Origin of the sequence: Rathayibacter sp. PhB179, assembly GCF_004345345.1 — a bacterium.
In the GTDB taxonomy this organism is placed as follows: domain Bacteria; phylum Actinomycetota; class Actinomycetes; order Actinomycetales; family Microbacteriaceae; genus Rathayibacter; species Rathayibacter festucae.
In genome coordinates, this window is sequence record NZ_SLVD01000001.1 from 775,040 (window position 1) to 797,195 (window position 22,156).

Consider the following 22,156-nt stretch of genomic DNA (forward strand, 5'->3'; position numbering starts at 1 on the left):
CGATGGTGTCTCGGCTACTGCCGAGGCTTCGGGGTCGTCGCTCTGGGAGGATCGACCGCCTTGAGCAAAGCTTGAGGAAGGTCAGGGCGGGTGTGAAAGTGCGAGTACTGAATGAGTAGGGCTTTCGCGTGAGCAGCGGAGAGACGCCCGACGCGGCAGATACCAGCCACCAGCTCGTGCTTCTTTCCGTCGGTCTCAGGGTCAACCGACGCGTTGATGCTCACCTTGCCATCCACGAACTGGCGACCTAGGTCGCCCTTGACGACCAAGTCAACGACAGCCTGCCGATGCTCGAGTTTAAGTTGCGGCCCCGGGAACCGGAGGTAGGCCTGACGAGCCCCGTCCACCTTCCTAACGCCCCACGCGTCGACCTTCTTGCGCCACTTCGCCCACGATTGCGTCGGGATGTCGCCATCGGCGACTCCGGTCGGAATGCGGCTAACGCCGTCCGCGTTGAGTACGCATGCATCCAAAAGCTCAGGCGGCATGAAAGCTCGCTCGGCGAGGTTAATCTTCCAGGTTCCGGCACGCCCCGGGAGCATCCCGACACTGAGCGTGCGCGGGGCGTCATGATAATCGCTGTCGATGTCTTCCTCGTCGTCGACGTCGTCGCGAGAAGGGACGGGCTCACCTTCGGGCATAAGTCGCGCCAAAACGAAGTACCCGCTACCGGCGTTATCCCGGGCGCCGCGGCTTCGCACCTGCAGGTCGCAGGGCTGAGCAAGCAAGATATAGAGCATCGTCCGGCCATCCGTGGCGGAGAACTCATAAATGTCTCCCACGTCGGTGGGCGACAGCGCCGCACGCAGATGCTCGGCGCTCTCGAAGGCATCCTCTACCGGGCCGACCTCATTCGGGTTCGGGTGCCCGAGGTCGAGGTCGATATCCATCACCTTGCGAATGCGGGTGACCGCCTCTTTCGGGACTTGCGTGATGAGTGCTGTCTCGACATTTCGTCGGAGGGCAGTGGACATCATTCTGGCAATGCCGGATCCTTCGTACAAGCCTTCGCTGTACGCGCTTCGGGCCGCCGCGAGCAGCGTGACGTAGGCAAGGTTTCCAGTGGTACTGAGGGCTGCGTCAAAAGCTGTCCCAGTTGCATCTAATACGTGACTGCGCAACCGGTGCAGGTCGTGCGCGAGGATGAACGCCTGCATTCCGAGCGCAAACTGCTTCGCGGAGTCGAGACGAAACTTGCCAAGAACGGGAACAGCTTCCTCCGCCGTGCCCAAGCGAGAGGACGCCTCGCTTTCGCTTTCGAGAGTCCGAACTTCTTGGGTGAGGAGACCGCAGAACACGCTGGTGAGCTTGCGAGATCTGAACTCCTTCAACAGCCGCTCCCCACCGTCTTCACCCAGACCCGCGCTGGTGAGATTCCGATCGAAGAAGACCAACGTTGGGGTGTCCTCGTCGAAAAGGGACAGGTAGGTCTCAGAGCGCCAGCCTCGCGCACTGCGCGGAACGAAACTGACATCATTCGGCAAATAGTCCTCAATACGATTGAGGTAGGGCGTCTCGACGCCGCGCGCCGCATCCTGTAGGCGCTGACGCTCTCCGTCTTGCAGATCGGGCCACAGTTCGGTCAGAGCGTCGCGTAGCTCGTCGTCGGTATCGAGCAACTTTCCTCGGAGACTAACCAGGTTGGATTTTGGGTATGCGCCAGCCAGGTCTACAAGAACTCCGCGAGCGGCTGCGATGCCGCTGCGCACCCGGCTGAGCGCATCCTCCTCCTCCGCAGCATCGACTTCATCGTCGATGACAATGACTCGGGTGACACCTAGAGCATGCAACGTCTCGGCGATCATAGTGTTGTCAAGCGCTTCCGTCATTCCCCCTCCAACGGGTGCGTGAAGTCGACGCGGAACCTGAACCGGTTCCCACGGTCGTTGCGTTCATGGTCAAGACTTGCAATAAGGCCTTCAGTTTCGAGCAGCTGCTTGGTGACAAACAACCCGAGACCTCGGCCGACGCCGCGGGGCTTACGAGTGGTGAAGGGGTCCCACAGCACTGCTTCGACGCTCTTTTCCACGCCCGGACCATTGTCTTCAACGGTCAGGTATGGGGCGTCGACGATGATGCGGATGCGCGGCTCGTGCTCGTCAGCAGCATTGACGTTCACCCAATAGGACGCGTTCAACAGCAGGTTGTCCAGAGCCTGCGAAAGTTTACCCTCGCTCGTTTTCACTCGAAGCGGCGTTCGTTCCACCACTTCGAACTGAATGTCGGGGGCGGTCGCCGCCTCCTCGAAGTAAGAAACCAACCTTCGGGAGAGATCGCCGACATTTACGAAGGCGCGACGCTCCCGCACGTACCGCAAGGACGCGTCCATTCGCGAGGCCTGCTTCTGCAGCGATTGAGTAGTAGAACGCACGTGTTCTACGTAAGTCCCCATCCGCGCGTCCCGCAATTGCATATCGTTATATTTTGCGATCTGACGGCTGGAAGCGCCCAGGCGCCCTGTGAGGTTGAGGATTTCGTGGGAGACCGTTTCCGCCGTGATGCCGAGAGACATCAGCTCCCAACCATCAGAGACTTGATCCCGCGCCTCCTGCAACCGCCCGAGGAGCAGATCGACGCTGTTTCGACGCTCGACCGACTCGGCAGCAGCTTGGCGGACAGGCTCGGTCGCGGCGTTTAGCTGCTCTACCGCCTCGGTTACCTGGCCTGCGAGGTCGCGCACCCGAGCAACAAGACCCGGGTCAGAGAAAATCTCACGCTCCAGCGTCTCGGCCTCGGCCACCAGAGCCTCGGCGGCGCCGGTGAGATTCTGGCGGGCGTATTCACCTTTCTTCACATTCTCGGCAGCAGCGGATACTTGGCCGAGAGCTTGCTTGATATCGTGGCCAATTTCCGCGGAGGTGGAGGTGGGGGTGATCCCCGCGGGGGTCGGCGTCATCTTCTTGACATAGTCGAGATAGTCACGCCCCAGAGCCGTCTGAAACTCTTCGGTAATACTCAACCAGTGACCAAAAAGGCGGACAAAGTTCCGGAAGTGGGCGGTGTCGCGAAACTCTTCTCGGCTGGTCGTCTCTTCCAGTTGTGCGTTGGCTCGAGCGCCAATGTCGACGTAACCAATTACGTTGCTAGGACGGATAGCATAATAGGACAAGCCTGTCATCCACCGCTCGAAATTCAACCAATCCGACTTTGTGCGGACACCAAAGCCATCGCGGTATATACGTACGCCTGCGGCTTCCTTTATCCAACTTCTGAACTCGGCATTCGAGTCGAAATGACTTGAAGCAGCGCGTCGCTGAAGAACGTCAACGCGGGCGGTGAAAGGTCCCGGGTCCGCTACCTCAGGTCGACCGCGTTGGTCGAGGTCTGCTTCAGCCTCAACGTCGGCAAGAATTACCTCGGTCGTGAAATAACAGAAACGCTGATCGTCACCGTGCTCGACCCCAAGCTTGCTCAACCTGCGCCCGGATGCGAGCGCCTCCTCGAGGAATGCAAAACCGTTATCGGGGCGGATGAGGCGTTCCCACTCTGCAGTTTTTTCCTCATCGCGGTCGGGTAAAAGAAATTCGGCACGTACAGATCCCCTGATGGTAAGGACACCGTCGCGGTAGTCGAGGAGGTAGCGGACGGCGGAGGCATCGAGAACGCGTTGCGACACGTTCTGTAAGTCGATACTTTCGCCATTGAGGCGAAAGCGCACTCGGAAGCCGCGGGCTGGGGAGTACGGGGAGATCAGTTCGGCGAGTTTAGCTTGCAACCCGCGCACATTCGACCAAGCGTCCAGTGACGACAGGCCGCGGATGGTGATGGCGGTACCCACTTGCGTTTCCTCAGGGGCGCGGGTGATGTCGATGTTGATATCGCGTAGCGCGTGAGCCGTATGAAAGCGCGCCCAGTCGATCGTGCAGGCCAACGGTGCGCTATTTCGCGTTCGCGTGACGAGGTCGACGACGCGGCCCAGTCGTTGTACGCCGAGACGCCCCAGACCTTTGTCGCCCAAAGGCGTGCGGGTGGAGTCCGACCCGACGGCCGGAGTGTTCCGCAAGCGCCGTTTCAGTTCGCGCTTAGGGCTGGCCGAGACGGTGAGCCAGCCACGCTCAATATCGATCCGGTTCATGCCAGACCCTGCATCCGCAACGATGATGCGGCCGCGAAGGTACGTCGCCTGGGAGCGAAGGAGCGCAGCCACGTCCGCCACCTGATTCACGTCATTCGAGGAGGGGGTGTCGTTTGCCGAGGCCAGAAATTCCTCTGACGCAGCAAGTAGCGCCGGGATGAACTGGATGTCGTCCTCGCTCAGATCGAGCTGAGGTGAGTACGTTGCCGGCAACAGGCGAACGAGTTCGGCGCTGAGACGAGCGGCCTCGGTGTTTGCCTGTTCGGCGGCACTGGACGGTACATCGCCACCCTCGGCGTCGGTCCATACGCGAGTGTCGACGCTCACTTCCGCGCCCGGAGACCCTGCATCGTAGGAGTTCTTGATGAGTTCGACGAGAGCTTGGAGGTCGTCGGTGATGAGGTCTTCGCCCAGCTTGAAGACGACGGTCGGATGGACACTCAAGGTCATAGGACCGAGGTCGCTCACAAGCGCTCCGTTCGTCGACGTACCAGCGCCTCCAACTTTACTCATTGTTCGTCGTTGGGCCGCATCGGAGGAGCCGTCGACATACTCGTATTCGACCGGAGCCCGTGATGTCCTCTCGGAGTTTGAGCGGTTGCAGTAACGGGTGCGCGAGGCGGCGAACGGGGCGAGGGGGGGACCCAAGGCCGCTGCTTCGCTGCCGCCGGCCTCACGTCGCTGGGGGGCACCCGGCATGGTTCAACTTTCGTCTATCAAACCGACTGCAGCGGTCTAGGAAGAATCATCCGCGGGTCTGATGATGTTGCTTGCTGAGACGATGGCCGTGATTCGCAACATGTCTTGGAGGGGGTTGCGGTGCTTCACAGCGCTTGAGGGCACTCAAGCACGCCAGTGCAGTTCGCCTGTTTCTCGGCCATGCACGCTCCGCGATCTTGGCGAGACACACGCAGATTTGACTTCCAGTTCGGGTTCGTCAGCGGGTCGACCACCCGGTCGCTGACCGGGGCCGAAGGGACCGCGGCGTCCGCATCTCGGTTGTGTTCGATTCAGGCTCGGAATCGGTCAAGTTCGACGTCGATGCAACCAGCGTCCACCGCTCTGGCGATGACGACGTCACGGCTCATCAGTGCGGCGTAGAGTGCATCGCGGTCTTCGTCTCGTCGCCCTCGTGCCCTCTCAGCCCTCCTCGAGCCGGGTGAACAGTCCGGCTGCCGGGCCGCGCCCCTCCTCGCCGCGCAGCACAGCGTCCGTGTCACCTGTGCTCAGCGACTCCGCGACGAATACCACTGCCACATTCGTCGTCGGCCGTACCGCTTTCGGCAACACCGAGTCACTGGTCGTACGCCAACACCGAGCTCGATCACCTCCCCTCACCCCACCAAAGGACCCCACACACATGAGCATGGAAGGCGTCGCCTGGAGCTCCCTCTACCGGATCTCCTCCGCCCAGGGCGGCAAGCACGGCATCTCCCGCGAGTCCGTGCGCCGCATCATGACCTTCGCGGTCCCCTACCGCGCCCGCCTCCTCCTCTTCATCGGCCTGTCCGTCGTCGGCGCGTTCCTCGCCGTAGCGACGCCGGTGCTCGCCGGGCGGGTGGTCGACACCATCGTCGCCCGGGGTGCCGTCGGCACGATCGTGCAGCTCGCCGTGGTCATCGCCGTCGTGGCCGTGGCCGACGCGGGCGTCTCGCTCGTCACGCGCTGGTACTCGGCGCGGATCGGCGAGGGCGTCATCCTCGACCTCCGCACCGCCGTCTTCAACCACGTGCAGAAGATGCCGATCGCGTTCTTCACCCGCACCCGCACGGGCGCCCTCGTCAGCCGGCTCAACAACGACGTGATCGGCGCGCAGCAGGCCTTCAGCGGCACGCTCTCCGGCGTGGTCACGAACGTGGTGGCGCTCGTCCTCACCCTGATCGTCATGCTCAGCACGTCCTGGCTGGTCACCGTGCTCGCGGTGATCATGCTGCCGATCTTCCTCATCCCCGCGCGCCGGATGGGCAGCCGCCTCGCCGCGCTCCGTCGCGAGGCCGCCGACCACAACTCCGCGATGAGCACGCAGATGACCGAGCGCTTCTCGGCGCCCGGCGCGACCCTCGTGAAACTGTTCGGCCGGCCCGACGAGGAGGCCGAGGAGTTCCGCGTCCGCGCCGCCCGCGTCCGCGACATCGGGGTCCGCACGGCGATGCTGCAGCTCGTCTTCGTCACCGCGCTGACCCTCGTCTCCGCGCTCGCCCTCGCGCTCGTCTACGGGCTCGGCGGCGTCCTCGCGCTCGGCGGGCAGCTCGACACCGGCGCGGTGGTCACCCTGGCCCTCCTCCTCACCCGGCTCTACGCGCCGCTGACCAGCCTCGCGAACGCGCGCGTCGAGATCATGAGCGCGGTCGTCAGCTTCGAGCGCGTCTTCGAGGTGCTCGACCTCCAGCCGCTCATCCAGGAGAAGCCCGACGCGGGCACCGTCCCCGAGGGCCCGGTGTCCGTCGAGTTCGACGACGTCCGCTTCGCCTACCCGTCCGCGGACAAGGTGTCCCTCGCCTCCCTCGAGGAGGTCGCCGTCCTCGACACCCGCGGCGGCGAGGAGGTGCTGCACGGCCTGTCCTTCCGCATCGAGCCGGGGCAGACCGTCGCGCTCGTCGGCACGTCCGGAGCCGGCAAGTCGACGATCGCGCAGCTGCTCTCGCGCCTCTACGACGTCGACAGCGGCGCGGTGCGCCTGGCAGGCACCGACGTCCGCGATGTCACCTTCGCCTCGATGCGCCACACCCTGGGCATGGTGACGCAGGACGGCCATCTCTTCCACGAGACGATCCTGTCCAACCTGCGCCTCGCCCGGCCGGAGTCGACCGACGACGAGGTGTGGGACGCCCTCCGCCGCGCGCGACTCGAGCCGCTCATCCGCTCCCTGCCCGACCAGCTGGACACCCTCGTCGGCGAGCGCGGCTACCGGCTGTCCGGCGGCGAGCGCCAGCGGCTGACCATCGCGAGGCTCCTGCTCGCCCAGCCGCGCGTCGTCATCCTCGACGAGGCGACGGCGGCGCTCGACTCGACCTCGGAGGCCGCGGTGCAGGCGGCGCTCAGCGAGGCGCTCGAGGGCCGGACCGCGATGGTGATCGCCCACCGCCTCTCCACCATCCGCAGCGCCGACCTGATCCTCGTGATCGAGGACGGCACGATCGTCGAGCGCGGCACGCACGAGGAGCTGCTCGCCGCGGCCGGCCGCTACGAGGAGCTGCACCGCACGCAGTTCGCCGTGCAGAAGGACGTGGCGGAGGAGGAGGCGGCGGCGCTCAGCGGGTCCTGAGCGCGACCGAAGTCGCTGGGGTGGGCGGGTCTCGATGCGCCCCTGCGGGGCTGCTCGACCAGCATGTCTGCGGGCGTCTCAGGCAGAGGAGACCCACCGCCGTCTGCGGGGCTGGTCTGCACACTCGCTTTCGACAGGGACCGCGACGGACGCACCAGGAGCCCTGCTTCAGCGGCTCTCGGCTCGACCCCGCCCCGGCTCCTCCCCGCCTCCGGGCGGCCACTGCCCTATCGTTACCGCTAACACGGGATCAGGCGGCGGGGGACGAGCATGGCCGACAGGCAGCAGCGCGCGGCGACCATCTACGACGTCGCCCGGGCAGCGGGGGTCTCGCATCAGACGGTGTCGCGGTTCCTGACGGGGACCGGCGGCATCCGCCCGGCGAACCGGGTCCGGGTCGAGGAGGCGCTGCGGACGCTGAACTACCGGACCAACGCCACCGCCCGCTCGCTCGCCACCCGGCGCACGCACCGCCTCGGGGCACTGGTGCACGAGCTGTCCGGGACCGGTCCGGGCAAGACGATGCAGGGGGCGAGCGACGCCGCCCGCCGGGCCGGCTACTCGCTCGACATCATCAGCCTCGACACCTCCGACGACGTCGAGCTCGCCGACGCATTGGACGCGCTCGGCAGCCGGGACCTGGAGGGCATCCTCGCCACGGCGCCCACCGACGAGGTCGATGCGGCGCTGCGCACGCTCGATCTCCCGATCCCGATCCACATCGACCGCGGCGGCGAGCGGACGGACGGCTCGTCGGTGGTCGGCACGCGGCTCGCCGTCTCGCACCTGCTGGAGCTCGGCCACCAGCGCATCGCGCACCTCGCCGGCCCCGAGCGCTGGATCTCCGCGCAGGACCGCGCGCGCACCTACCAGCAGTGCATGGCCGAGGCGGCGCTGCCCACCCGTCCACTTGTGCACGGCGACTGGTCCTCCCGCTCCGGCTACGCGGCGGCTCCGCAGCTCTTCGCGGAGGCCGGCGTCACGGCGGTCGTCGCCGCGAACGACCGGATGGCGCTCGGACTGCTGCTCTGGCTGCACGACAACGGCCGGCGGATCCCCGAGGACGTCAGCGTCGTCGGCTTCGACGACATCGCCGAGGCGGAGTTCTTCCACCCGCCGCTGACGACTGTGCGCCAGGACTTCACGGCGATGGGCCGCGCCTCCGCGCTGGCGCTGATCGCCCTGGTCGAGGAGTCCGACCGGGCGGGCGCCGTCGACTACCCGGCGCCGGAGCTCGTCGTGCGCGCGTCGACCGCCCCTCCCGCCTGAGGGATCCGCGAGCCCGCGCAACCACGACCGCGGACCCTCCGATCCCCGAATCGTGACCGGTAACGATTCACCCTTGCGGTGACGAAGACAGCGCTCTACGGTGATCCTGTCGCACAGTTCGTTACCGGTAACGAAACCCGGATCCACGACGCGACGCGCCTTCTGCAGAGCAGCAGAGGATTCACGCAGGGATGAAGACACCGATGAGAACGACGAAGTTCCACAGGCCGCTCGCGGCCGTGACCGCCCTCGCCGCCGCCGCCCTCCTGGCGGGCTGCACCGGCGCGACCAGCCCGGCCGCGACAGGCGACGCCGACGGCCCCGTCACCCTCGAGTACTGGTCGTGGGCCCCCAACATCGAGAAGATCGTCGACGTCTGGAACCAGGCGAACCCCGACATCCAGGTGGAGGTCAACACCTCGACCGGCGGCGCGGAGATCGTCGCGAAGCTCAGCGCGGCGAAGCAGGCCGGCACCCTGCCGGACCTCTCGAACACCACCTACGAGAACCTGCCGAACCTGATCACGAGCGAGATCGCCTCCGACGTCACCTCGATCATGGGTGACCGGGAGGCCGAGACGGCCGGCCCCGCCTGGGAGCTGACGACGTTCGACGACGTGAACTACGCCGTCCCGCAGGGCACCGCGCCGATGTTCCTCTACTACCGCACCGACATCTTCGAGGCCAACGGCCTGGCCGTCCCGACCACCTGGGACGAGTACGCCGACGCCGCCCGCGCCCTGCACGCCGCGGACCCGACGAAGTACCTCGCCACCTTCCCCGCGAACGACGCGCAGCTGTTCGCCGGGCTCAGCCAGCAGGCCGGCGCCGAGTGGTGGAGCCAGGAGGACGGCACCTGGACGGTCGCGATCGACGACCCCGCCTCGCAGAAGGTCGCCGACTACTGGCAGGGCCTGGTCGACGACGGCAGCCTCGCGACCTTCAAGACCTTCACCCCCGAGTGGCAGGCCGCGCTCGCCGACGGCACGCTGGCCAGCTGGCTCGGCGCGGTCTGGACTCCCCCGCTGCTGCAGAACAACGCGCCCGACACGATCGGGAAGTGGGCCGCGGTGCCGATCCCGCAGTGGACCCCGTCCGACCCGAGCTCCGGAGTCCTGGGCGGCAGCGGCACGATCGTGACCACCGGCTCCGACCACCCGGAGCAGGCGCGCGAGTTCGCGCTCTGGCTGAACACCTCGACCGAGGCCCTCGAGGCGTACATCGAGTACGCCAGCATCTGGCCCGCCGCGCTCTCCGGCCGCGAGCTGCCCGAGCTGCAGCAGGCCCCGGCGCTGCTGCCCGAGCAGACCGACTTCTACGCCACCGCCGACGAGATCGACCAGATGACGGCCTCGGTGACCTGGGGGCCGAACGTCTCGGTCGCCTACGACGCCTTCAACAACGCCTTCAGCGCCGCCGTCAACGAGAAGGGCAGCTTCGCGGAGGCCCTCGCGAGCGTGCAGGAGGCGACCGTCGCGGACCTCGAGAAGTCCGGCTACGACGTCGCCGGGCAGTGAGGCTCCCGTGACGGCCACCGCCGCGCCCCGGACCGGGCGCCCCTCGACCCTCGCCCCGCGCGCGGCACCCTGGTTCTTCGTCGCCCCCGCGGTCCTGCTCGCCGTCGCACTCCTCGCCCTCCCGCTGCTCTACACGGTCTGGCTCAGCTTCCGCGGCAACACCGTCAGCGGCAGCGGGCTGGGCGTGAAGAAGGAGACGTTCGTCGGCTTCGACAACTACGCGCGGACCCTGTCCGACCCCGCGCTCTGGGCCGGCTTCGGCCGGATGCTGACCTACGCGCTGCTCTCGGTGCCGGTCACGATGATCCTCGCGCTGGTGTTCGCGCTCCTGCTCGACAACCTCTCCACCCGCTTCGGCCGGTTCTCGCGGATCGCGATCTTCGTGCCCTACGCGGTGCCGGGCGTGATCGCCGCGCTGATGTGGGGGTTCCTCTACCTGCCGGGCGTCAGCCCCTTCGTCGACGCGGCGACCGCTCTGGGGCTGCCCGCTCCGGTCTTCCTCGGCCCGGAATCGGTGTTCCTCTCGGTCGCGAACATCGCGATCTGGGGCTCGGTCGGCTTCAACATGGTGATCCTCTACACCTCGCTGCGCGGTCTGCCGTCCGAGATCTACGACGCCGCCCGCATCGACGGCTGCTCCGAGCGCCAGCTCGCGCTGCGGATCAAGCTGCCGCTGATCGTGCCGGGAGTGATCATGACCGGGCTCTTCTCCGTCATCGGGGCGCTGCAGGTCTTCTCGGAGCCGAACACGCTCGTGACGCTCACCACGGTGATCGGCTCGGACTGGGTGCCGATGATGCTGATCTACCGCGACGCCTTCGTGACCAACGACCTGTTCTCCGCGTCGGCGACCTCGGTCGTGGTCACCCTCCTCACCCTCATCGCCTCGCTCGGCCTGCTGCGGTTCCTGCAGTCGCGCGCCTTCGGAGAAGACTGATCATGACCGACACCCTCACCAAGCTCCCGCCCGTCCTCGAGGACCCGCGCCGGGCCGCGCAGTCGGTCCGCGGGCGCCGCCGCGGCCCCACGGTCACCCGGCCGCGGGCCGCGTTCTGGCCCACAGCGGTCCTGCTCGTCGGGGCCGTGTACTGCCTCCTGCCCGTCTTCTGGCTCTTCACGGCAGCGACCAAGCGCTCGGGCGAGCTGTTCACCACGTTCTCGCTCTGGCCGAGCTTCACCGGCGGGTTCCAGGAGAACTTCGCCCTGCTGCTCGGGGTCGGCAACGGCGCGTTCTGGTCCTGGTGCCTGAACAGCCTGATCTTCGCCGGCGGCGGCGGGCTGCTCGGCACCGCGGTCTCCGCTCTCGCCGGCTACGGCCTCGCGAAGTACTCCTTCCGCGGGAAGAAGCTGGTCTTCAACTTCCTGCTGATCGGGGTGCTCATCCCCGGGGTGATCCTCGCGATCCCGCAGTACCTGCTGCTCTCCTCCGTCGGGATCGCCGGCACCTACTGGTCGGTGCTGCTGCCGTGCATGATCAGCCCGTTCAGCATCTACCTCTGCCGCATCTACGCCACCGCGGTCGTGCCCACCGAGATGCTCGAGGCCGGGCGGATCGACGGGGCGAGCGAGTGGCGGATCTTCTCGCGGATCGCCGTCTACCCGATGGTGCCGGGGCTGATCACCGTGTTCCTGCTGCACTTCGTCGGCATCTGGAACAACTTCCTGCTCCCCTTCATCATGCTCTCGCGCACCGACATGTTCCCGCTGACGGTCGGCTTCTACTCGCTGATGAACCAGGGCAACGACCAGCCCAACACCTACAACGTCGTGATCATGGGCTGCCTCGTCTCGACCATCCCGCTGATCGCGCTCTTCCTCTTCCTGCAGCGCTACTGGCGCCTCGACCTCGTCAGCGGATCGCTCAAGGGCTGACCGCCCCGCCCCGCCGACCGCCCTGTCCGACCGCTTCTCCGCGCCGACCACCTCTCTCACACCGAAGGATCGACATGACCACCACCGAGACCGCCACCGCCCCGACGGCGACCGGCAGCACCCTCCCCGACGGCGGCTGGCCCGTCATGCTCACCCCGTTCCGCGAGGACCGCTCGCTCGATCTCGAGCAGGTCGACGCCCTCACGGACTGGCTGATCGACAACGGCGCCGCCGGCATCTTCACCGTCGCGCTCTCCAGCGAGATGTACGACCTCACCGAGGAGGAGCGCCTCGCCCTCGCGACGCGGGTCGTCGCCCGCTCCGCCGGCCGCGTTCCGGTGGTCGCCTCCTCCGTCTCCTCGGGCACCGCGGAGGAGCAGGCCGCGTCCGCCGCCGCGATGGCCGCGACCGGGGTCGACGCGGTCGTGCTGATCTCCTCGCTGGTCGGCGGGCTCACCACCACCGAGGAGGAGTGGCGCGCGACGGTGCAGCACATCCTCGACACCGTGCCGGGGGTCGACTTCGGGATCTACGAGTGCCCGGTGCCGTTCAAGCGCCTGCCCTCGACCGAGAACGTCGCCTGGATGGCCGGGACCGGCCGCTTCGTCTTCTACAAGGACACCTCGCACTCGCTCGACACCATGCAGGAGCGGCTCGCCGCGATCGCGGGCACCCGGCTGAAGCTCTACAACGCGCAGATCTCCTCCCTCACCGACTCGCTCCGTGCGGGCGCCGCGGGCCTCAGCGGCTACGCCGCGAACATCTACCCGGAGCACGTGGCCTGGCTCTGCGAGCACTACGACGACGAGCCCGCCGAGACGGCCGTCGCCGTGCAGCGCCTGCTGACGGTCGCCGAGCACACGATCAACTCCCGCTACCCGACCTCGGCGAAGTACTACCTCCGGCACAGCTCGCGTCTGGCGATCGAGCCGATCAGCCGCTGGAAGCCCGAGGGCATCGGCGCGCACGAGGGCGCACCGCTGCTGGAGCTCGCCGCCTACATCCGCGACCTGCGCCTCCCCGGGGCGGCGCGGGTCGACGGCGCCCGCTAGATGCTCGTCGGGGCGTACCCGTCGCTGCCGGAGCACGCGCGTCGCGACGCGGCGGCCTTCGACGCCTTCCACGAGCGGATCGCGCTCGTCACCGGGTGCTCGGGGTTCGAGATCCCGTTCGGCAGCGCCTTCGTGCCCGACGAGGCGGAGCTGCTGCGGCTGCTGCGCCGCGGGGGGACGCACGTGCTCACCCTGCTGCCGGCGGTGCTCGAGCGCGGGGTCGGGCTGGCGGATCCGGTCGAGGAGCGCCGGGGCGCGGCGGTCGCCCTGGTGCGGCGGGCCATGAGGGCGGCCGCGGCGGCGAACGACCGCGAGCAGCGGTCGGTCGTCGACGCCGTGCTGCTCCACTCGGCGCCGCGGACGACCCGCGGCTCCGCAGGGGCGGCCCGGGCGGCGTTCTCGCGGAGTCTCGCCGAGATCGCCGAGTGGAACGCGCACGGCGTGCGGTTCGTGATCGAGCACTGCGACTCCTTCGAGGGACCGGACCCGGCGAAGGGCTTCCTCGACCTGCCGACCGAGCTCGAGCTCGCCGCCCGCCACGGCCTCGGCACCGCGATCAACTGGGGCCGCTCCTACCTCGAGACCCGCCGCCTCGACGGCCCGCTCGAGCACGCGCGCGCCGCGTGCGACGCCGGCACCCTGGCGATGCTCGGCGTCTCGGGAGTCAGCGACACGGCCACGCCGCTCGGCCCCGCGTTCAGCGACAGCCACGCCCCCGTCCGCACCGACGACACCGTCCCGAGCCTGCTCGATCCCGACACCCTGCAGCGCTTCCTCGGGGTGGATCCCGGAGCTCGAGTCGTCACCAAGGTCGCGGGCGGACCGCACGCACTCGCCGCCTCCGCCCACGCCGCCCGCCGGCCCTTCCCGCCGGCCGAGCAGCCCCGCAGGCTCCCCCTGCCGACCGAGCAGCCCCGCAGGCCCCACATGCTGGTCGAGTAGCCCCGCAGGGGCGTATCGAGACCCGCCGTCCCCGGCAGTTCCGGCCTGACGACACGACGCCGACCACATCACCGCTCTCTGGAGACACGCCATGACCCACCACCCCGCCGACACCCGCTACGACCGCATGACCTACAACCGCTCGGGCCGCAGCGGCCTGAAGCTGCCCGCCCTCTCGCTGGGCCTGTGGCACAACTTCGGCGAGACGAAGCCGATCGAGACCCAGCGCGCGATCGTCCGCCGAGCCTTCGACCTCGGGATCACCCACTTCGACCTCGCCAACAACTACGGCCCGCCCTACGGCTCCGCCGAGACGGCGTTCGGCCGGATCCTCGCGGAGGACCTGCGCCCGTACCGCGACGAGCTGGTCCTCTCCACGAAGGCCGGCTACGACATGTGGCCCGGCCCCTACGGCGATCACGGCTCGCGCAAGTACCTGCTCTCCTCGCTCGACCAGAGCCTCGGCCGCCTCGGCGTCGAGTACGTCGACGTCTTCTACTCGCACCGCCCCGACCCCGAGACCCCGATCGAGGAGACCATGGGCGCGCTCGCGACTGCGATCCAGCAGGGCAAGGCCCTCTACGCGGGCGTCTCGAACTACTCGCCCGAGCAGACGATCGCCGCCCGCGACGCGCTCGCCGCGCACGGGGTGCCGCTGCTGATCCACCAGCCCCGCTACTCGATGCTCGACCGCCGGCCCGAGGAGTCGGGGCTGCTCGATCTCGTGGAGCGGGAGGGCATCGGCGCCATCGTCTTCTCCCCGCTGGAGCAGGGGCTGCTCACCGACCGCTACCTCTCCGGCGAGATCCCGCCGGACTCGCGCGCCGCGGTCGGGCACTTCCTCAAGCCCGGGGCCCTCGAGGGCGACTACCAGCGGCTGATCCAGGGCCTGAAGGAGATCGCGGACGGGCGCGGCCAGAGCATCGCCCAGCTCGCCCTGAACTGGGTGCTGCGCTCCTCCGCTGTCACCTCGGCGATCATCGGCGCCTCGAGCGTGCAGCAGCTGGAGCAGAACGTGGCGGCCCTCGACGCGCCGCCCCTCTCGGCGACCGAACTCGTGGCGATCGAGGATCTGCTCCCGCACTGACACCGTGCCGACCGGCGAGCTCGGATGCATCCACACGTCGGTTCCCGGCCCCGCGAGTCGAGGGCGTCCTGAGGGACGAGGCTGCACGCGGCATCGGACATCGACGTCCGCTAGCCGACGATCCTGTCCAGGGTCGCGGCGGGAAGATCGAGCCGGTTCAGCAGGCGGAGGACGACGAAGACGCTGGGGTTGTCCTGGTCGCCGCGCTCGATGCGGCGCAGGGTCGCGGTTCCGACGCCTGCGTCGCGCGCGAGGTCCTCCTGGCGGAGCCCCCGCTCCAGCCGGGCTCGGCGCAGGTGCGCTCCGAGCCGGCGTGCGGAGTCGGTGGTGGGGTGGAGAGGTCGAGGCATCGGCGATCGGCCCTTCGGTGCTCAGTCGGACGGGATCGGGGTGCCGCGCCGGCCGTAGGCGCCGGCGGCGAGGAACGCGGCGGCCAGCAGTGCGGCGACGAGCCAGAAGGCGTTGAGGAGCCCGAACGACTCCGAGAGGCCGCCGATGACGGGCGGGCCGGCGAGGTTCGCGAGGTAGCCGACGGAGGCGACGATGCTGACGCGGGCGGCCGGGTTCGGACCGCTGTCGGCGGCGGCGGACATGCCCAGGGGGAAGCCCATCGAGACGCCGACCGCCCAGAGCACCGTCCCGAGGAGGATCAGCCAGGTGGGCCCACCGAGGATGAACAGCACGAGTCCCAGCACCCCGACGGCGGCCGTGATCCGGATGGTGGCGACGCGGCCGATGCGGTCGACGACCGGGCCGCCGACGACGCGAGCGATCGTCTCACCCAGGGCGAAGACCGTGAAGAAGAGCGCGGCGACCGTCTCCGTCTGTCCGTGGCCGTCCCGGGCCGAGAGCGACAGCCAGCTGTTCGCGGTCCCCTCCCCCAGCTCGGCGCCGAACATGACCACGCCGATGAGCAGAAGCCGCCAGTCGGCCAGGACCCGCAGCCGCTGACGCCAGCCACTCGAGGCCGGGGCTCCCGCGGCGCTCGCCTCGACGGCCTGCGCCGCCGGAAGGTAGCGGACCGCGATCAGGCCGGCGATCGCGATCAGCACCGCCTCGGCGCAGAACTGCCACTCGAAGCGGATCCCGGCCGCCGATGCGCCGGCGCCGATCACGGAGCCGAGGATCGCGCCCGCCGACCAGGCCGCGTGCAGCAGCGGCATCAGCGTCTTCTGCACGGCGGCCTCGACCGCTGCACCCTCGACGTTGATCATCACGTCGAGCGAGCCGACCCCCAGGCCGACCGCGACGAACCCGACGATCGTGATGCCGAGGGAGCCGGCGACTCCGGCTCCGAGACCGACGACGGCCACGCCGGCAGCGGTCGTCAGGAGGGCGCCGAGGATCGCGCGCCGGGCACCGAGCTTCGACAGCAGCAGCGCCGCGACGCCCAGGCCGGCGATCGAGCCGACGGTCACGCCTGCCAGGGCGAGGCCGATCACGGCGTCCCCGATCCCCAGGGAATCGCGGATGCTCGGGAGTCGCGGACCCCAGGTGGAGACCGTGACGCCCCCGAGGGCGAACATCACCATGACGGCGTTCCGCCACGCGGTGGTCGAGTGGCGGGAGGGAGCGAGGGCGGTGCCGTGAACGTTCACAGGCCAGACGCTAGCAGAGGTCCACGCAGAACCGTGAACGTTCCGATTTCTGCAGAGAAAGAAAGCCTGGGCGAGCGCATCGGTGCGCCGACCCGTGCAGTCGCGGTCAGGCGGAGTCGCGCAGGAGGAGTGTGAGCCCGACGACGGACTCCCCCACCGGCCCCGTTCCGCCGTCGGAGAAGGCCCGCTCGAGCAGCGTGACGGCCGCCTCCGCGAGCCGAGCCTTGTCGATCGCCAGGGTCGTCAGCTCGGGCGTGACGAGTCGGCCGATGTCGAGGCCGTCCACGCCGATCACCGCCACCTCTTCGGGCACGCGGCGCCCGGCCCTCGCCAGCGTCTTGAGCACGCCCAGCGCCATGATGTCGTTGTAGACGAGGACCGCGTCGAGCTCCGGGCACTGCTCCAGCAGCTCGCCGGCCCCGCGCATACCGCCCTCCATGCTCTCCTCCGCGACGAGTGCCGGCAGGTCCCGCCAGGACAGGTCGTGCTCCTCGAGACCTGCGCGGAAGACGTCGCGGCGGACGTCGGTCCCCACCTCCGAACCGAGGAACGCGATCCGGCGCCGGCCCTGCGCGACGAGACGATCGACGGCCGCCCGGACCCCCTGCTCGACCTCGAGCACGACCCGCCCGTTCAAGCGCTCGTCGGCGGGCCCGTCGATCATCACCAGCGGCAGTCGCCGCTGCCCGCCCCGCAGCACGTCCTCGGGCAGCAGCGACAGGGTGTCCGTGCGGCAGCCTGTGAGCACCAGCGCGTCGACGCCCGAGACGATCGTCGCGAGCTGCCCGCGCGCCTTCCCCCGGTCCGTGCCGACGTCGCAGAGCAGCACGCCCCAGTCCCGGTCGGCCGCGACCCGGTTCACCGCCGCGGCGAGTTCCGCGAAGTACGGGTTGCTCAGGTCCTCGAGCACGAGCCCGATGATCGTGCGGCGCCCGCGGACCATGCTCTGCGCCGCCCGGTTCGGACGGTAGTTCAGCTCCCGCGCCGCCGCGATCACACGCGCCTTCGTCGTCGCCCGGACATCCGCCATGTCGTTGAGAGCACGGCTGACCGTCTGCCGCGACACGCCTGCGACCCGCGCCACGTCGATGATCGTCGCCGGAGCAGGAGGAACGGACATGGCACGAGGGTACGCGCTGGGCGCGCCCCCTCTCAGGGCCGTCGGAGTCGCTCTGCGTCCGCGACCTGCTCGTCGGTTGCGCTCTCGACGTCCAGCAGCAGCCGTTCCGAGGTCCCCGCCGCTCAGAACAGCCGGACCGCGTCCTCCGGCTCGTCCAGCCCGCGGACCAGCGTCGGGATCCGCTTCTTGAAGGCGAAGAACCCGCGCACGGCCGACGGCCACGCGGTGCCGTCCCAGCGGCGGCGCACCGTGACGAGCGCGATCCCCTCCTGAGCGAGGGCGGAGCGGAGCGCGTCCAGCCGCTCCTGCACGGGGCCGACCGGCGCGTACGGGACCACCACGGTGTCGAGCCGCTCGGACGCCGCCCAGCCGACGACCGTTGCGGGCAGCGCATCGGCCAGCACGCGCGCCGGCCGGCCGCCCTTGTCCGGCGTGCGCTCCGCGGCGTCGGCGATCGCCGCGGCGGTGAAGTCCTGCACCGCCTCGGAGACCGCGAAGGGCGAGCGCTCCCCCGGGTCGGCGACGGCCGCGGTCGCGATCAGCCGCTCCGCCAGCCCGGGCTGCTCGGCGAGGAGGCTCCCCGCGTCGAGGTCCTCCTCGTGCAGCAGCAGGCCGGGGCGGGTGCCGAGGGTGCCGACGACGTCGTCCGGCTCGATCGGCGTCCGGGGCGGGAAGTGCTCCTCGCTGAGCGCGGGCGCCGAGGTGGCGAGGCCCTGCGGCGAGAAGCGGCCCTCGGTGTACTTGGCGATGTTGGACGCGGTCGCGAGGTACGTCTTGCCCGGGGTCTGCAGGCCGGCGACCCAGCGCCAGGAGAGGGTGTTGGAGGCGGCGTCGCCGTCGAGCAGGTGCCGGTAGAAGAAGTCGGCGCCGAGCTGCCAGGGCAGGCCGAGGGTGAAGATCCAGATGCTGGCGAACCACATGCGCGTGTGATTGTGCAGGTACCCGGTCTCGACGAGCTCCTGCACCCAGGCGTCCATCGCGTCGATGCCGCTCCGGCCCTCGATCGCGTCGGCGTAGCCGGTCGGGAGGTGCCCCTCGAAGTCGCTCACCTCGCGGCGGTAGCGGCGCCACACCTCGGGGTTCTGCTCGAGCCAGCCCTTCCAGTAGGTGCGCCAGAACACCTCCTGGACGAACTTCTCCGCGGCGGTGAGCGTGTGGCGGGCGAGGACGGCGGCGACGACCTCCCGCTCGGTGACGAGCCGGTGGCGGAGGTACGGGGAGAGCCCGGAGACGTTGCTCCGGGACGGTCCGTGGTCGTGATTGCGCTCGCGCGTGTAGGCGGAGCCGGCGCGCGCGACGAAGTCGTCGAGCGCCTCGAGACCGGCGGCTCGGGTCGGGATGAACATCCCGCCATCATGCGTCGCGCTCCGGGGCAGGGGCTGACAGCGGCGGAGTGAGCACGCGCCACCGGCGCGGAGAGCGGGCGGTTCGCCGCGCATACTCCCGGGCGCGAAGAAGGGCTGCCACCTCTGGAGCAGGTGGCAGCCCTTCTTCGCGCGGGTCGGAATCCCGGTCAGAACCGCCCGGCCATGGTGAAGCCGTTGGCGTCGACGTGCTTCTCGATGATCGTGATGCCGAGAGCGCCCGCGATGGAGGTCCATGCGGTGAGCTCGTCGCGGTTCTCGAGACCGGTGCTGGTCTGCACGAAGCCCCGTCGGGAAGTGATGACGGCCGTGCTCCCGTAGCTCGGGCCGCGACCGCTTCCGGCGTCCTGGTAAATCACGATCATGTTCATTTCGTCATCCTCTGTGTCGGGGCCGATGGTCGATGTCGAGCCTGTGTACTGCCAGTGCCAGGGTTCGCTCGAGAAGGTCTGCGTGAAGTCGAATTCGCGGGCATGACGGACGAGCCAGTCGTGCTGCCTGTTCCAGATGTCGACCGCTGTTCCGAAGCCGTGCGTCGACGAGCCCGGGCGGGCGATGGACACCGGGCCCTCGGGGTGCTCGTAGCGGTACTGCTGCTGGACGAGGTCCCGGTAGCCGCCGTCCGGAGAGGTGACGACCATCGTGACTCCCGTCGCAGCCCTGCACGCCGCGACCATCGCCGTCCACTTCGCCGCAGTCGATCGTTCGAGCAGCACGGTCCCCGCACTGCCGGCGACCGTGGTCAGTCTCGCCGGGTCGACAGCACCGTTGCTCTCCGGAGGGGAAGCGGCGCGGGCGGCCGCTGCCGGGCCGAACAGGTGTTCCACCGTCAGGAGCGACAGGCCTCCGGCGGCTCCCGCGACGACCAGTCGTCTCGATAGCGATGTCATGTTCTCCCCGTGCGTGAGTCGGTGGCCCGCCGATCGGACCCGCGAGACGCTCTCGCTCGATGCAGACGCGGATCGGCCGAGAGGAACGGTGGGTCGGGATCGGATGAATCAGTGAAGAGACATCGGGCGGCGAGGGGGTTCCCCCTGTGAAAGGCGGCGTCGTTGTCGACGTCGAAGGCATCACCTTCGCAGTCGAGCCGGGCTGCGACGGTGGCGTGCGCGTTCCGTGGCGCGTCATGCAGCTCTGCACACCCGGGGCGGCGATCGGCGTCGGTCATGCTGGTGGCGTGGAGAGTGTCGCGGAGTGGCCGACCGGCGAGTGGGTCGTGGATCCGGTGACCCAGGTGGAGTGGCCGGTGCCGGAGGGGATCAGCCCCGAGCGGGTCGTCGAGCACGCGCGCCGCGCCGACGCGGGTGAGCTCGTCGACCTCCGCTTCTTCCTGGGGCCCGGGCACGACGGTGCGCTGTGGGACGACCAAGGTCCCCGGGAGCCGAGCGACTTCGGGGTGTCCTCCGCCTTCACGACCGATCTGCAGGCTTGGATCGAGGTCTGGCTCACGCACCGCGACGTCTTCGACGGGTGGGACGGGAGCGTCGACACCGCGGAGAGGCTGCGCGAGGGCGCGCGGCTCGCGCGCCGGCTCCAGCGGGAGCTCTACGACGTCGCCCGCGTGCTGTCGTCGTACGGGCCGTGAAACTTCGTCCTCCGGTCCCGCTCCTGCGCGGCTCTTCCGCGACGACACCCTCGCGAAGCGCCAGGACGCCGCTCGAAGCGCCATTGGAGCGTCGGCGTCTTCACCGTCTCTGCGGCCGATCCTCGCGCGTCAGCGGCGCGGGAGCCCGGCGACGCCCGCATGAGCCCGCGGAGAGCGGTGCACGTCGACCATCCGTGGCCGGTGCGCTGATCGCAATGACCTCAGCCGGTGACGAGAGGCTCGACCAGGGGGCGGCGTCCGGTGCTAATCTCGCCGGGAACAACGGCAGACAGGATCTGCTCGTTACTCGTGTGAGAGCCCCGCGTGATGTGGGGCTTTTGCAGTTTCCTGGGGAAGCGATGCCGCAAAGGCTGATTCCGGTGGCCCTGTTCATCGGGCCCGGCCGCGACGGAACCGCGATGATCGAAGTCTTCGCGCACTTGAATCTGCGCGCTCAGGACGTCGTGATCTTCCACGTCACGCCTCTGCGTCGCTCGACTCTCGAGCGGGCACGGAGACCACCGAGGAACGGAGGACCCCGCCATGAGCAGCACTCCACAGACGGACCCGCTGATCGGCGGACCGGTCAGCGACGACGAGCAGCGCGCGTATTCCGCCTGGGCGGAGCGTATCCAAGCCGGTCGGTACGAGCCCGCCGCTGACGGCGAGGTCTTCGAGGGAGCAGCAGCGGCCGAGAGGGTCGCCGGCGTGCTGTCGTCGTACGGGCCGTGAAGCCTCCTCGTCCTGTCGGACCCCTAGGAGACGAGCTCCTCCGCCGCTACGCTCACGACATCCGGGACGGACTCGAGACGGGGTTTCCGATGAGAAGCACGCGGATCGCGCTGGGCGTCGCCGGCGTGCTGCTCGCGGCAGGCGTGGTCGCGACGACGACGACGAGCGTCTCCGCCATGAAAGCCGGCGAAGACGCTGCACGCGGCCCCGAGCAGATCGCCCACCACGATGCCGCGGGCGGCGAGCACACGATCTCCCCGGAGGAGGCCGTCGCGGAGCGGGTGGCGGACTTCCCGGCTCTGCAGCCGTACGACACGACCGAGCCCCTGGTGCCGGTCTCCGAGCTCGTCGGCTCCCTGCGAGCGGGCAACGACGGCGCCGAGAAGATCCCCGTCTTCGCCGCCGCCCTGGCCTACGGAGATCTGCGGAGGATCGCTCCGGGCTTGGGCTCCGACCTGCAGATCGCAGCGGACCGCCCGGTCTGGGTCCTGACGGTGCACGACACCGTCCAGAACTACGGCGCGCTTCCCGGCACGGTGGCGAAGACCTGGGACGTGTACACGGTCGTCGTCGACGGCCCCTCGAGCGACATGATCGAGTCCGGGACCGGCCTGGACATCGAAGCACTCGGCGTCGAGGGGGCGTACGTCGACTAGCCGCCCGGACGATCTCGACCCA

The 22,156-nt window shown here is 69.0% G+C and carries 19 protein-coding genes; 11 read left to right on the plus strand and 8 right to left on the minus strand.

The window, feature by feature from the left end; translation table 11 throughout:
• Window positions 1-14: 14 nt before the first annotated feature.
• Both EDF43_RS03620 and EDF43_RS03625 read right to left on the minus strand, forming a co-directional pair.
• Window positions 15-1,829 carry a hypothetical protein gene (locus EDF43_RS03620; RefSeq protein WP_132435557.1) on the minus strand — a complete coding sequence of 605 codons (1,815 nt, stop codon included), beginning with the start codon at window positions 1,827-1,829 and terminating at the stop codon, window positions 15-17.
• Complete coding sequence (locus EDF43_RS03625; RefSeq protein ID WP_165909004.1) at window positions 1,826-4,543, minus strand: HAMP domain-containing sensor histidine kinase; 2,718 nt, start codon at window positions 4,541-4,543, stop codon at window positions 1,826-1,828. The genes EDF43_RS03620 and EDF43_RS03625 overlap by 4 nt, the downstream gene beginning before the upstream one ends.
• 892 nt (window positions 4,544-5,435) lie before the next feature.
• On the opposite strand from EDF43_RS03625, the gene EDF43_RS03630 reads away from it, so the two are divergent.
• The 8 genes from EDF43_RS03630 (at window position 5,436) to EDF43_RS03665 (ending at window position 15,079) form a co-directional block, all read left to right on the plus strand.
• Complete coding sequence (locus tag EDF43_RS03630) at window positions 5,436-7,340, plus strand: ABC transporter ATP-binding protein (protein WP_132435561.1); 1,905 nt, start codon at window positions 5,436-5,438, stop codon at window positions 7,338-7,340.
• A 270-nt stretch (window positions 7,341-7,610) separates the two neighbouring features.
• Window positions 7,611-8,609 (plus strand): LacI family DNA-binding transcriptional regulator, encoded by a 999-nt coding sequence (locus tag EDF43_RS03635; protein WP_132435563.1) that lies wholly within the window; start codon window positions 7,611-7,613, stop codon window positions 8,607-8,609.
• Window positions 8,610-8,812: 203 nt separating this feature from the next.
• A complete protein-coding gene (locus EDF43_RS03640) occupies window positions 8,813-10,126 on the plus strand; it encodes an extracellular solute-binding protein (RefSeq protein WP_165909005.1) in 1,314 nt (437 codons plus the stop codon).
• A gap of 7 nt (window positions 10,127-10,133) precedes the next feature.
• Entirely contained in the window at window positions 10,134-11,063 is a 930-nt protein-coding gene (locus tag EDF43_RS03645; RefSeq protein ID WP_132435567.1) for a sugar ABC transporter permease, read from the plus strand.
• A 2-nt stretch (window positions 11,064-11,065) separates the two neighbouring features.
• Window positions 11,066-11,998 carry a carbohydrate ABC transporter permease gene (locus tag EDF43_RS03650; protein ID WP_132435569.1) on the plus strand — a complete coding sequence of 311 codons (933 nt, stop codon included), beginning with the start codon at window positions 11,066-11,068 and terminating at the stop codon, window positions 11,996-11,998.
• 74 nt (window positions 11,999-12,072) lie between these two features.
• On the plus strand, window positions 12,073-13,050 hold the full coding sequence (locus tag EDF43_RS03655; RefSeq protein ID WP_132435571.1) for a dihydrodipicolinate synthase family protein: 978 nt from the start codon (window positions 12,073-12,075) through the stop codon (window positions 13,048-13,050).
• On the plus strand, window positions 13,051-13,992 hold the full coding sequence (locus tag EDF43_RS03660) for a DUF4862 family protein (RefSeq protein ID WP_132435573.1): 942 nt from the start codon (window positions 13,051-13,053) through the stop codon (window positions 13,990-13,992).
• Between the two features lie 91 nt (window positions 13,993-14,083).
• Entirely contained in the window at window positions 14,084-15,079 is a 996-nt protein-coding gene (locus EDF43_RS03665; RefSeq protein ID WP_132435575.1) for an aldo/keto reductase, read from the plus strand.
• Window positions 15,080-15,189: 110 nt separating this feature from the next.
• On the opposite strand, the gene EDF43_RS03670 is transcribed toward EDF43_RS03665, so the two are convergent.
• The 5 genes from EDF43_RS03670 to EDF43_RS03690 form a co-directional block, all read right to left on the minus strand.
• Complete coding sequence (locus EDF43_RS03670) at window positions 15,190-15,429, minus strand: helix-turn-helix transcriptional regulator (RefSeq protein ID WP_123731529.1); 240 nt, start codon at window positions 15,427-15,429, stop codon at window positions 15,190-15,192.
• A 21-nt stretch (window positions 15,430-15,450) separates the two neighbouring features.
• Window positions 15,451-16,677 carry an MFS transporter gene (locus EDF43_RS03675; protein WP_243646214.1) on the minus strand — a complete coding sequence of 409 codons (1,227 nt, stop codon included), beginning with the start codon at window positions 16,675-16,677 and terminating at the stop codon, window positions 15,451-15,453.
• 106 nt (window positions 16,678-16,783) lie between these two features.
• Window positions 16,784-17,797 carry a LacI family DNA-binding transcriptional regulator gene (locus EDF43_RS03680; protein WP_123736067.1) on the minus strand — a complete coding sequence of 338 codons (1,014 nt, stop codon included), beginning with the start codon at window positions 17,795-17,797 and terminating at the stop codon, window positions 16,784-16,786.
• Between the two features lie 122 nt (window positions 17,798-17,919).
• Complete coding sequence (locus EDF43_RS03685) at window positions 17,920-19,143, minus strand: FAD-binding domain-containing protein (RefSeq protein WP_132435577.1); 1,224 nt, start codon at window positions 19,141-19,143, stop codon at window positions 17,920-17,922.
• Between the two features lie 167 nt (window positions 19,144-19,310).
• The gene (locus tag EDF43_RS03690) at window positions 19,311-20,051 is read right to left on the minus strand and encodes a M15 family metallopeptidase (RefSeq protein ID WP_132435579.1); all 741 of its coding nucleotides are present in this window, start codon (window positions 20,049-20,051) and stop codon (window positions 19,311-19,313) included.
• A gap of 287 nt (window positions 20,052-20,338) precedes the next feature.
• Between EDF43_RS03690 and EDF43_RS03695 the strand changes: the two genes are divergently transcribed.
• On the plus strand, window positions 20,339-20,746 hold the full coding sequence (locus tag EDF43_RS03695; protein ID WP_132435581.1) for a hypothetical protein: 408 nt from the start codon (window positions 20,339-20,341) through the stop codon (window positions 20,744-20,746).
• A 221-nt stretch (window positions 20,747-20,967) separates the two neighbouring features.
• On the opposite strand, the gene EDF43_RS03700 is transcribed toward EDF43_RS03695, so the two are convergent.
• Window positions 20,968-21,222, minus strand: coding sequence for a hypothetical protein (locus EDF43_RS03700; protein WP_132435583.1), 255 nt, complete (start codon window positions 21,220-21,222; stop codon window positions 20,968-20,970).
• 67 nt (window positions 21,223-21,289) lie between these two features.
• On the opposite strand from EDF43_RS03700, the gene EDF43_RS03705 reads away from it, so the two are divergent.
• Together EDF43_RS03705 and EDF43_RS03710 are read left to right on the plus strand one after the other, a co-directional pair.
• A complete protein-coding gene (locus tag EDF43_RS03705) occupies window positions 21,290-21,478 on the plus strand; it encodes a hypothetical protein (protein WP_132435585.1) in 189 nt (62 codons plus the stop codon).
• Between the two features lie 89 nt (window positions 21,479-21,567).
• Entirely contained in the window at window positions 21,568-22,134 is a 567-nt protein-coding gene (locus EDF43_RS03710; RefSeq protein WP_132435587.1) for a hypothetical protein, read from the plus strand.
• The last annotated feature ends 22 nt before the right edge of the window (window positions 22,135-22,156 follow it).

Bases quoted from the DNA above. Each gene is read 5' to 3' on its own strand.
- EDF43_RS03680 (WP_123736067.1), bottom strand. From the start codon at position 17,797: ATGTCCGTTCCTCCTGCTCCGGCGACGATCATCGACGTGGCGCGGGTC.
- EDF43_RS03620 (WP_132435557.1), bottom strand. From the start codon at position 1,829: ATGACGGAAGCGCTTGACAACACTATGATCGCCGAGACGTTGCATGCT.
- EDF43_RS03665 (WP_132435575.1), top strand. From the start codon at position 14,084: ATGACCCACCACCCCGCCGACACCCGCTACGACCGCATGACCTACAAC.
- EDF43_RS03690 (WP_132435579.1), bottom strand. From the start codon at position 20,051: ATGACATCGCTATCGAGACGACTGGTCGTCGCGGGAGCCGCCGGAGGC.
- EDF43_RS03660 (WP_132435573.1), top strand. From the start codon at position 13,051: ATGCTCGTCGGGGCGTACCCGTCGCTGCCGGAGCACGCGCGTCGCGAC.
- EDF43_RS03640 (WP_165909005.1), top strand. From the start codon at position 8,813: ATGAGAACGACGAAGTTCCACAGGCCGCTCGCGGCCGTGACCGCCCTC.
- EDF43_RS03685 (WP_132435577.1), bottom strand. From the start codon at position 19,143: ATGTTCATCCCGACCCGAGCCGCCGGTCTCGAGGCGCTCGACGACTTC.
- EDF43_RS03710 (WP_132435587.1), top strand. From the start codon at position 21,568: ATGAGAAGCACGCGGATCGCGCTGGGCGTCGCCGGCGTGCTGCTCGCG.
- EDF43_RS03655 (WP_132435571.1), top strand. From the start codon at position 12,073: ATGACCACCACCGAGACCGCCACCGCCCCGACGGCGACCGGCAGCACC.
- EDF43_RS03670 (WP_123731529.1), bottom strand. From the start codon at position 15,429: ATGCCTCGACCTCTCCACCCCACCACCGACTCCGCACGCCGGCTCGGA.
- EDF43_RS03650 (WP_132435569.1), top strand. From the start codon at position 11,066: ATGACCGACACCCTCACCAAGCTCCCGCCCGTCCTCGAGGACCCGCGC.
- EDF43_RS03635 (WP_132435563.1), top strand. From the start codon at position 7,611: ATGGCCGACAGGCAGCAGCGCGCGGCGACCATCTACGACGTCGCCCGG.
- EDF43_RS03630 (WP_132435561.1), top strand. From the start codon at position 5,436: ATGAGCATGGAAGGCGTCGCCTGGAGCTCCCTCTACCGGATCTCCTCC.
- EDF43_RS03705 (WP_132435585.1), top strand. From the start codon at position 21,290: ATGAGCAGCACTCCACAGACGGACCCGCTGATCGGCGGACCGGTCAGC.